Below are 11588 nucleotides of genomic sequence, written 5' to 3' on the forward strand. Positions count from 1 at the left end.
CAACGAGATGTATTTGCGTACTGCTTCCCAGCGGAATAGCTGCCCAACCACATATCTGCACAGTCGCTTCATCTACACATCGTTACGCCTGCAAATTCGTATATCTATTTATTTCACATCCTGCATCCTGTCATTCCTACATCTGCGCATTTGCACATCCACACATCATCCCACCCGCTGCAGCCCCGCCTTTGCCTTCTGATCCAGCGAATTCTTATAATCATGCCCCTCCATATTCAGACAGTTCTGATAACATTCACGGGCTTTGGCCTTATCATTACGTTTTTCGTAGATATACCCCATCTGCAGGGCAGCCCTGGCGGCAAAATACTCCGGGCGGTTGGCGCCTACCTTTATCGTAGCCTCATACATAGGAATAGCTTTATCATCCTGGCCCATTTCATCATAGATCCGGCCCATCCGGTAGGCATATTCTACTTTTTCTTCTATAGGCTGGAAATCTGCCGCCTTTTTGGCCTGCAGCTGTTTCAGCGCTTCGGTCAGGAAACCGCCATCGCTCAGCAGGCGTACTTTCAGCAGCAGCACATTCGGCCATTTACCGCTTTTAGCCTCTTTCAGGGCCTGCTTATCGGCGTCCATCTCTGTATTACCGCGGGTTAAGATCATGTTGCGGTACTTATTGGCCGCCTCCATATTGCCATGCAGGTAATAATACCAGCTAAGGCGCTGCAGGGCTTCCTTTACATTGAATTTACCTTTAAAATTAGTAACGAACCGCTCCAGGTACACATGCGCATCATCATCCTGCCGGGCCAGTTTCAATAATCCCATTAGATAGTCCTGGAATACGAGGTTCTCATAATGCCCGGAAGTATTCCGGTCTGAAAGCACTTTAATACCCAGATCGGCCTTTTGCTTGGTTACAGCGAGATTGGCCACCATAATGGCAAACAGGTAGTTATTATGGGTATCCAGCTGTTTACGCTGGATGAACTGCCACAGCTCATCCGCATTATTTTCCGTGATCAGCTTCAGATAACAGTAATAATAATATCCCTCAGGCCTGAACAGCTGCGCCAGCGGGTCATTGCTGTCAATAAAGGCTTGCAGCGTCTGCATCCCCTGCGTAACGCTGCCCTTCATACCTAATATATTGCTCACCCATTTATAGCCTTCCGGAACAGTACCAAACACCGTCTGCATGGCGCTTATAAGCATATTATTCGGCAGGAACTGCGGAAACTTACGCTGGTTATCCTTCAGCGTCATATAGGCTTTCCGGATCTCCCAGGCAGCATCCCATCGCTCTCCGAATTTGATCCGCACCATGGCCCATTGGAACTTGATAGCAGCCTGTGTATACAGATAGTAAGGCGAGGTTTCCGGCCCCTGCGCCATCATATCCAGCCGGGCATTCCGCTGGTCTTTCTTAGCGGCATACTGCGCCGGGTCTTCATTAAAATATAAAGGGAAAAAATCCGCATAGTTATCCAGGAAATAAGGGATCAGGTTATCCGGATGCTCCCGCTTTTCCGCTTCCAGTAAAGCTTTGCCATCATCAATACGTAGCTGCATAATAGCCTCGTAGGCTTGTTGGCAACGGGCATTGAAATCATATCCCTTTTGACGGGCGGTAACGGTAAAAGATATACTAAGTAAAAGCAGTGATAGGAAAAAGCGCATGCGCAAAAGTATTTCAAATTCCATTCCAATAACGCAGTCAGCAGCACGGTCGTATATATAAAAAAGTAAAAGCCCCGTTCCCGGTATTACCGGGACGGGACTTTACTATAAATTGACAGTCTGCAAAGACTGATAAAAGCAGCAATTAAGCGGTTACGGTAGCATCCAGGTCATTATCCACGAGGATACGGCCGCAGTGCTCACATACGATGATCTTCTTACGCTGACGGATCTCTGCCTGGCGTTGCGGGGGGATGGCGTTAAAACATCCGCCGCAGGAGTCGCGTTCAACTGATACCACTGCCAGACCGTTACGGTAGTTCTTGCGGATCTTTTCGTAGGCAGACAACAGGCGGGGCTCCACTTTAGTGCGGGCTTCCTCTGTTTGCTTGCGGATCGCGCGTTCTTCCTTATCTGTTTCTGCAATGATCTTCTCCAGCTCGCCCTTTTTGTGTTTCAGGTTGCCTTCTTTATCAGTGATGGCCTTTTTTGCCACTTCCACTGCACGGGTCTTCTCCTTTATTTCGTCATTGGCGTCCTTGATATGCTTCTCAGCCAGCTTGATCTCCAGCGTCTGCATCTCAATTTCTTTGGTGATCGCTTCAAACTCGCGATTGTTCTTTACGTTGTCCTGCTGCTTCTCGTACTTCTTCACCAACGCTTCTGACTCCTTGATAGCTGCTTTTTTGTTAGCAATGAAGTCCTGGATACCTCTAAGTTCGTCTTCCACATGAGAAAGACGGGTGTTCAGCCCCTCCACCTCATCTTCCAGGTCCTTTACTTCTATCGGCAACTCCCCTTTCAATACCTGTATCTCGTCAAGCTTGGAATCTATCTTCTGCAGTTTGAGTACAGAGGATAATTTTTCTTCTACGGAGTATTCTTTTACGGTAGCCATATAATTTTTATAAATAATTTACCGGATTTGTTTGAATAGTAGATTTAAGAGGCGCGAAATTACGAAAATTCTCTGTCAAAATATTGTAAAATAAGTCAACCGTGAACTGTTCACTCTCAAAATGACCCACATCCGCTACAATTAATTGATTTTCAGCATCAAAAAATTCATGATATTTGAAATCAGCAGAGATATAGGCGTCTGCCCCGGCGCTTACAGCCCGCTTCAACAAAAAGCTGCCGGCGCCCCCACACAGGGCCACCCGCTGTACCGGTTTGCCCCGGAGGGGCGTATACCGCACACAACCGGTCTGGAACCGTTCTTTTACCAGCTGCAGGAACGCTTTTTCCTCCATGGCCTCCGGCAAAACGCCAATGAGACCGGAGCCAACCTGATCATAAGCATTGTCCAGCCGGATAATATCATAGGCCGCCTCCTCATAGGGATGGTTTTGCAACAGGGCCTGTATCACCTGCCCTTCCCGGTAAGCGGGAAATATGACCTCCAGTTTGGTTTCCGCCTCCGTATGGCGCTGATCCTGCTGCCCCACATACGGGTGAGTGCCGGCGCCGGCCTTAAAAGTGCCATTGCCATCCGCATTAAAGCTGCATTCGCTATAGTTGCCAATATGGCCCGCCCCGGCGGTAAACAGGGCCGCCCGCACCTTTTCAGCATCCGCATGGGGCACAAAAGTGTAAAGTTTCTTGAGCAGCTCCTTTTTGGGGACCAGCACCCGGCATTGCTGCAGCCCCAATCGCTGGCCCATCATATCACAAACGCCATTACGCACATTATCCAGGTTGGTATGAGCGGCGTATACAGCAATATCGTGTTTGATAGCCTTGATGGCCACCCGTTCCACATAGTTGCTGCCATTGATCTTTTTAAGCCCGCCAAATACAATGGGGTGATGGGCCACCACCAGGTTACAGTTACGGGCCAGGGCCTCATCTATCACCGCTTCCGTCGCGTCCAGCGTAAGCAGTACATTGGTAACCTCCCATTGCGGGTGGCCAAATAACAAACCCGCATTATCATAATTTTCCTGATATTGCAGAGGAGCAAATGCCTCAATAGCGTTTATGACGTCTTTGATCTTCATCCGGGGCAAATTAATGATTCGCCAGCAATTTTCAGGGCGTGAACCTAACACTTCCGCTACACAATGACTATCTTACTGTAAACTTCTTCCCGGATAAGAAATCAGCTCTTTAAGCGCTTTAATTACTCCTCGCTGTCAAGTTTTTTCCGGTACAAGAGGACATTAACTCCTGCATTAATACAATTTTACCCCACATCAACTCCATATCAAGTCCACCTTAAGTCCACCTTTTCTCCACGTAGACTTGCACGTGCTTGCACTTTGCTTGCTGTATGCTCCGTAGATAATATAACATCACCCTGCTGACTTCACTGATCCTCCCCACATTTTTATAACTTGCCGTTTATGATCGCTAATAAATCCACCCAAGAACTTTATTCCTCCTTTACGGAAAAAATGGAGCAGATCGCCGATGTACGCAATGCCATGGCCGTATTAGGATGGGATCAGGAAACCTATTTGCCGGAAAAAGGGGCCCCGCTAAGGGGACAACAGCTCACTACCCTTTCTACCATCGCCCATGAGCTGTTCACGGCCACAGAACTGGGCGATACCCTGCAGGAGCTCCGCTCCCGGGCAGACCTCACCCCTACGCAGCGCAAGAACGTGGAACTGTCGCAGGAGGATTACGAGAAAAACAAGAAATACCCGGCCAGCTTCGTGGCAGACCTGTCACAGACTACCAACCTCTGTTACCATACCTGGTTAAAGGCCCGTAGGGCAAACGACTATGCGGAATTTGAGCCCATGCTGGCCAGGATGATCCAGCTCAAGAAACAGGAAACACATATACTGGGTTTTGAAGGCCACCCCTATAACGCCCTGTTGAACGAATTTGAAAAAGGCGCCACCACCACCATGCTGGACACCGTGTTTGATGCCGTGAAAACCGCCCTTACCCCCCTGCTGCGCCAGATAGAAGAACGCCCCCAGGTAAACAAGGACTTCCTGCACCTGCACTATGAGCGCAATAAGCAATGGGAACTGGGCATAGCCCTGCTAAAGGAGATGGGTTACGATATGGAAGCCGGCCGCCAGGACGTTTCAGAACATCCCTTCACCACCAGCTTTAACCCCCAGGACGTACGCGTAACCACCCGTATCGATGAAAAGGACTTTGGAAATATGACGTGGAGCTGCATTCACGAAGGCGGCCACGCTTTATATGAGCAGGGCCTGCCCATGGGGCAATACGGTCTTCCCTGCGGAGAAGCCGCCAGCCTGGGCATTCACGAATCTCAATCACGCCTGTGGGAGAACAACGTAGGCCGCAGCCTGGACTTCTGGCAGCACCACTATCCACGCGTGCAACAGATCTTCCCGGATAACCTGCAACAGGTACCGTTGGATAGCTTCTACAAAGGCATTAACCAGGTACAGCCCTCCCTGATACGTACAGAGGCGGATGAGCTCACCTATCATTTCCATGTAATGATCCGGTATGAGATAGAAAAGGGATTACTGGAAGGCACTTACACCACCAAAGACCTGCAGCAGGTATGGAACCGCTATTACCTGGACTACCTGCACGTGCACGTACCCAATGACACGCAGGGCATCCTCCAGGATATACACTGGTCACACGGCAGCTTTGGATATTTCCCCACCTACTCCCTGGGCAGCTTCTACGCGGCACAGTTCTTTACGGCCGCACAACAGCAATTGCCCGGCCTTAGCCAACAGATAGCCGGTGGACAATACACTGCCCTGCTGGCCTGGCTGCGTGAGCAGATCCACCAGTACGGCAGGTTTTACACCTCCAATGAGTTATGTGAAAAGGTAACAGGCAATAAACTGGATTTCCAGTACTTTTTGCGGTATGCCACAGAGAAGTATAAGGGTATTTACGGATTCTAAATGTGCTGATGTGCTAATGTGCTAATGTGCTAATGTGCTAATGTAATGCAGCGGATAAACCATGCCGGTTCGCAAGGCTCAGGCATTGACTTTCACCCGCCTTTATAAATTGTGCCAGACCCGTGAGCACATCTGCACATTAGCACATCTGCACATTATTCCACCAGGCGCTCCAACTCCTTCAGCGTCGCCACGCCTTCCTTACGGCCTGTTTCTTTACCATCCTTGTACGCAATAAAAGTAGGCAACGTACCTGCTTTTTCAACCTTCATCACCTCCTGGTCACGGCCGCCATCTACCTTTACCAGCCGCACCTGCGGATGCTGCTCCAGGAACTGTTTTATCACCGGCTCCATCGTACGGCAGGGCGGGCACCATTCAGCGCCAACATCCACCAATACCAGCCCCTGGCTAATGGACTGCCGATAGTCCGCTACTTCCAGCTGTTTTACGGCTGTAATACCCGTAAGGGGCTTACCTGCCAGCTTCCACGCGTTGATACCGCCCTCCATCTCCACTACTTCCTTAAAACCGTTTTCCCGCATCCATTTGGCCGCGGCGCTGCTACGGCCGCCGCTAAGACAGTAGATATATACGGGTTTTTGCTTATCCAGGTACTGCACCCGGTGGGCAAATTCCGGCTTGTTGGTATAATCAGCCTGTAAGGCATCGGATAAATGACCGGTATTGAACTCCTGCGCCGTTCTTACATCAAACACCTGTACAGATGGCTGCTGCAATCCTTTTTCAAAGGTGTTTACATCCACCTGTTGCGCCCTGGCTAACAAACCTGCGGTCAACGCTAATACCGTGGTCAGCAATTGCTTATAAAATGGTTTCCTCATAACCTGCTTTTCTTTCACAAAATTGATGAACAAAATAGGGATTTACAAGTTTATACAATGGATTCATGTGGATGAGCGACTTACCATATCCTGGATATAATTAACAATGAATTCTACAAATTATAGTATTTTTAATTCGATTTTTGAATTCATCCAATCCCGAAGGGACCGGGTTCCTTATCCAATGAAATACCAAATACACCTATGCCGCCATTGGTTGCGCCAATGGTCTATCATGCGACTATTTACCTGCATGATGTTTTTCTATTTGTACCCAACACTTTCCACCAATGCTCAGACACACCATGTTGATTTTGACGCCAGTAAATGGAGCGGTTGCGAGCCCCTGGCTGTACAGTTCACCAACCATGCAGAATCCGGCTGGACCTCTCTTAACTGGAGCTTTGGCGTAGGAGCCGATGTGGCAGACCCAGACCCCGGCAGGATCTTTAACACACCTGGCGTATATACGGTAACGTTAACCGCTACCTACCCGGATGGCGTAGTAAAAGTAGATAAAACAGTGACCGTATACAAAAAGCCCACGCCGGTCTTTACTACATCCGCCACCAGCGGTTGCGCGCCGCTCCCCGTCACCTTTACAGACAAGAGCACCCCGGGCGATGGCGCCATTGCCAGCGTTACCTGGGACTTTGGCGATGGCATTAACGGTACCGGCAGCCCCGCTACCCATACCTATACGCTGGGAGGTAACCAGGTGGCCTCCATCATTGTCATCAACAGCTTTGGCTGTAGCGCAGGCACTACCCAGCAGATAACCGTAAATGATGCGCCCAGGGTAGGCTTCACCGCAGATAAACGCAGCAGCTGCAGCCCTCCTTTAACGGTTAATTTCTCCAATACCAGCACCATCATAAGTAACGCCGCCATGACTTACCTGTGGGATTTTGGTGATGGTACTACCAGTACCACCGCCAGTCCGCAACATGTGTATACCAAACAAGGCACTTTTAATGTTACCCTTACCGCTACTGCGCCCGGCGGCTGTAAGCAAACGCTGAGCGCCCCCACCTACATACAGGTGATGAAGATGGTGCCTGATTTTGCGCTGGATGGTAAAGCCTGTGCGAAAACAGAGGTCAACCTGGTAAATAATACCAAACCAGCGCCCGTATCGGCCCTTTGGGAATTTCCCGACGGCAGCGTACATAACGGCGTAAATACCTCCTTCACTTTTGATCAGCCGGGTGACTACACCATCCGGATGACGGCCATAGGCACAGACTGCCAGGAAACCGTCACCAAAACGATCCACATTAATCCTTTACCACCGGTAAAATTTACAGTATCGCCTAACCCGGATTGCCATGTACCATCCAAAACGCAGTTCACGGCACAGACAACAGATGCTACCACCTGGGCATGGACCTTTGGAGACGGCAGCACCTCTACCGGTAAAAACCCGCTGCATAGCTATACTACAGAAGGATATTTCCCGGTAAAACTACAGGCCACCAACTCCTTCGGATGTTCCGATACCGCCACAGGTTTAGTGCAGATCCAGGTGCCAACCGTGAACTTTACCATGAGTACCAATGGCGGTTGTATCCCTTTTACTGTGAATTTCGTTCCCTATGTAACCAGTGTGGACCCCGTAGTGAAATATAGCTGGGACTTTGGCGATGGTACTACCTCTAACCTGATGACGCCCAGCCACGAGTACACCAAAGAAGGTGACTATATTGTAACACTGGAGGTCGAAACACAGGCCGGATGTAAAGTATCCGCCACACAGCGCATAGAAGCAGGCACCAAAGTAGTAGTGGATTTTGATGTGGATCATTACAAAGGCTGCCAGACAGATATCTTCCATTTCACTAATAAATCTGTGCCAAGAGGCACCGAGTGGCTCTGGATCTTCCCGCAGGATAACAGTTCTGAATCCGCAGAAAATCCCAACCACCAGTTTAACCAGATAGGCACGCATGATGTAACGCTGACAGTGATCAACCACGGTTGTTACAATACGCTTACCAAACCGCTCCTGATCGAGATCTATCCACCGGTAGCGCGTTTTAATGTAATGCCGGACTGCGTGAATAAATATGACCGGCAGTTTAATGACGCGTCTGATTTTGGCGCCAGCACCGGCCCTAAATCCTGGTTATGGGAGTTTGGCGATGGTACTACATCAACCGAACAGAATCCCAAACATACTTACCTTAAAACGGGCATCTACTGGGTAAAGCTAACCGTAGACAACGGCAGTTGTACGTCCAATCTAACCCAGCAGGTACGCATCATTGATGAGCGCCCCGTAATAACTGCGGATACTACTAACATATGCCCCGGCGATTCCGTAAAATTCAGTCTCGCCGGCCCGCTGGATCCGGACCTGATCATCAGCTATCTATGGACGTTCGCCGATGGCAGCGTGTCTACCGATCGTGAACCAGGCTTTCATACTTTCCTGTCGCCCGGCGCCTATCCGGTCACATTGACTATCATGGATCTTAACCGCTGTGTGACAACCTCCGCTCCTTTTACTATTACAGTGAACGGTATTACGCCGGATTTCACCGTTACGGGCGATTGTAAGGATAAACCTTTCACCTTCACCGATGCTACCACTACCAAATTCCCCACCCGGTTAGTCTCCTGGACCTGGGATTTTGGCGATGGCAGCTCCCCCGACACAGTTACGCAGAAACCAAACAACTACGTACACACCTTCCCGGACATGCTTACATATGGCGTTAAATTAACCGTAAAGGATAGTCTGGGCTGTGTAGCCAGCGTCGTAAAACCGGCTATTGTAAACAAGGTGGCCGTGAACATTGTAGTGCCGGGGCAGGAAGCCTGCCAGGATAAGACCTTCAATTTCTCCAATAACTCCACTGGCAAAAGCCTTACCTATGCCTGGAGTTTCGGGGATGGTGGTACCAGCACAGACGCCACGCCACAGCATACCTATACTGCCGTTGGACAATATACCATCAAGCTCACAGTAACCGATATAGACGGCTGTACCGCCAGCCAGGATGCGCCCAACCTTATTACCGTGCGCAACCCCAAAGCAGCATTCAACTTCCCTACAGACCTGGCGCCTTGTCCGCCGGTATTGGTGCCCTTTACCAACAGCTCTTCTGATTATGATAATGTGGCCTGGCAGTTTGGCGATGGCAGTACCTCTCCGGAGCTTACCCCCGGCCACGCCTATAGCCGCCCTGGCAGCTATACTGTATCGCTGCGGGTAATGACAGATGGCGGCTGCGTGGACACCGCCACCAGATCACTCACCATACAAGGCCCGGACGGTACCCAGAAAGCCACGCCCACAGAGGGCTGCTGGCCGCTGAAAGTATCCATGACCGCCCAAAGCAGCAACGCCGTAAAATACCTGTGGGATTTTGATGATGGGCATATCGTGATCACTACCACACCTACTACAGACTATCAATATCCAAAAGAAGGCATTTACCGCCCCCGCGTGATCCTGGAAGACGCCAAAGGCTGTCAGGTACCGGCTTTGGGTGATGATAAGATCGTGGCAGACCGGGTAACCGCCCGCTTTACCATAGATCCTAAACAGGCCTGCGACGGCGGATATGTGTACTTCACCGACAAAAGCATCAGCATCACCCAGGACTCCCTGGGTCTGCCAATGACTTACAAATGGGACTTCGGTATTCCTGACAGAACGGACGACACCGCCAACGTGCCCACGCCCCGTTTCCTGTATGACCAGGTGGGCACTTACCCGGTAAAGCTATTCGTGACCAGCTCCTACGGCTGTACCAACGAGATCACTATACCAACCGTAGTACCACCCACACCGGAGGCCGCTATCACGCCCATACCGCCACTATGCGCCGGCGGTACCGTAAAGCTGCAGGGTTTTGATACCAAACAGCTGCCGGGCACCAAATGGCAGTGGAAAATAGACCCAAACCGTGTATATGAGACCGTTGAGCCGCCTATCCTGAATTTCGACACGCCGGGCCTCACCAACGTAATACTCACCATCACTAATGGCGATGGCACCTGTCCGGATACTGCCAGCACCGTTATACGGGTGGCGGAAATACCAGCCCTGGCGCCCCGGCCGGCGCAGGCTAACATCTGCCTGGGCCAGTCGCTGGAGCTGCAGGCCAACGTGGCAGCCGGTACAGAAGTGACCTGGACGGACTACGCAATCTCCGATCCCCGCAGTCCTAACCCGCGGATAACCCCCAGCCGTGATACTACCTATCACGTACTGGCGGAGAACGAGGCCGGCTGTACCCGCGAAGCGGATGTAGCGGTCACCGTTACGCAGCCGCATGTAGTAAACGCCTCAGACGTATCTATCTGCGCCGGTAAAAAAGTACAGCTCCATGCCAGCGGGGCTACCCGTTATAAATGGATCCCGGAAACCGGCCTTAACCGCGCGGACATTGCCGATCCTATGGCCAGTCCCACCGCTACCACCACTTACCAGGTGATAGGCTTTGGCGATAATACCTGCTTTACCGATACCACCGCAGTGAACGTAACGGTAAACCCATCCCCGGTCATCAATGCCGGCCCGGACCAGGTAGTCGCCACCGGCTCAGAGGTACACCTGCAGCTCGAAAGCAGCCCGGATGTGACCAGCGTACAATGGCAGCCCGCCACTTACCTGAGCTGTACGGATTGCCTCACGCCACTGGTCCTGCCAAAAGAAACCATGACCTACCATGTAACCGCTACCAATCAATATAGCTGCGTAAGCATAGACGATGTGAATATCAAGCTGGTATGTCTTTCCAGCTCCGTATTCCTGCCAAATACCTTTAGCCCCAACGGCGATGGCCAGAATGATATATTCTACATCCGGGGCCGTGGCGTGAAGAACGTGAAGGTGTTCCGCATCTTTAACCGCTGGGGCGAGCTGGTGTTTGAACGCAATGATATCAATACGGAAGATATCTCCACCGGCTGGGATGGCCGCTACAAAGGCGTGCTCCTGAACCCGGATGTGTTTATTTATTATGCGGAAATGATGTGCGATACCAATGAGACCTATACACTGAAGGGGAATGTGACCTTACTGAGGTAACCGCTTTTATACCAGATGATCAGCCTTTGGTTGTAGCAGTAATTGCTGGTAACCAAAGGCTGATTGCTTTTAAGACCGCCTTTTACACAGGCCGCGGCATTTGCCACTGATACTATTTAACCATTATTTTCACCAGCTTAGCTTCGCTTCTCCTTCGGTTGAGGTTCGCTTAAGGTTCGATTAAGGTATATCCACGCCCTG

General features: G+C 50.7%; 6 protein-coding genes. 2 read left to right on the forward strand and 4 right to left on the reverse strand.

The annotated features are described in order from the left end of the window. Positions 1-165 precede the first annotated feature (165 nt). The 3 genes from F0L74_RS30435 to F0L74_RS30445 all read right to left on the reverse strand — a co-directional run bounded on the left by F0L74_RS30435 (position 166) and on the right by F0L74_RS30445 (position 3644). A complete protein-coding gene (locus tag F0L74_RS30435; protein ID WP_188316232.1) occupies positions 166-1644 on the reverse strand; it encodes a tetratricopeptide repeat protein in 1479 nt (492 codons plus the stop codon). A gap of 145 nt (positions 1645-1789) precedes the next feature. Continuing rightward, the gene (locus F0L74_RS30440) at positions 1790-2542 is read right to left on the reverse strand and encodes a zinc ribbon domain-containing protein (protein ID WP_149841651.1); all 753 of its coding nucleotides are present in this window, start codon (positions 2540-2542) and stop codon (positions 1790-1792) included. A 7-nt stretch (positions 2543-2549) separates the two neighbouring features. Beyond that, positions 2550-3644 (reverse strand): Nif3-like dinuclear metal center hexameric protein, encoded by a 1095-nt coding sequence (locus F0L74_RS30445; RefSeq protein WP_149841652.1) that lies wholly within the window; start codon positions 3642-3644, stop codon positions 2550-2552. Positions 3645-3989: 345 nt separating this feature from the next. On the opposite strand from F0L74_RS30445, the gene F0L74_RS30450 reads away from it, so the two are divergent. Further along, positions 3990-5501: a carboxypeptidase M32 gene (locus F0L74_RS30450; RefSeq protein WP_149841653.1), complete on the forward strand. Its 1512-nt coding sequence runs from the start codon at positions 3990-3992 to the stop codon at positions 5499-5501. Positions 5502-5656: 155 nt separating this feature from the next. Here F0L74_RS30450 and F0L74_RS30455 read toward each other — a convergent pair whose 3' ends face one another. After that, positions 5657-6346: a rhodanese-like domain-containing protein gene (locus F0L74_RS30455; protein ID WP_149841654.1), complete on the reverse strand. Its 690-nt coding sequence runs from the start codon at positions 6344-6346 to the stop codon at positions 5657-5659. A 253-nt stretch (positions 6347-6599) separates the two neighbouring features. Here F0L74_RS30455 and F0L74_RS33945 point away from each other — a divergent pair, with 253 nt between their 5' ends. After that, positions 6600-11387 carry a PKD domain-containing protein gene (locus F0L74_RS33945; RefSeq protein ID WP_306462955.1) on the forward strand — a complete coding sequence of 1596 codons (4788 nt, stop codon included), beginning with the start codon at positions 6600-6602 and terminating at the stop codon, positions 11385-11387. The last annotated feature ends 201 nt before the right edge of the window (positions 11388-11588 follow it).

The organism is Chitinophaga agrisoli, from assembly GCF_008386695.1.
Taxonomy (GTDB): Bacteria; Bacteroidota; Bacteroidia; order Chitinophagales; family Chitinophagaceae; genus Chitinophaga; species Chitinophaga agrisoli.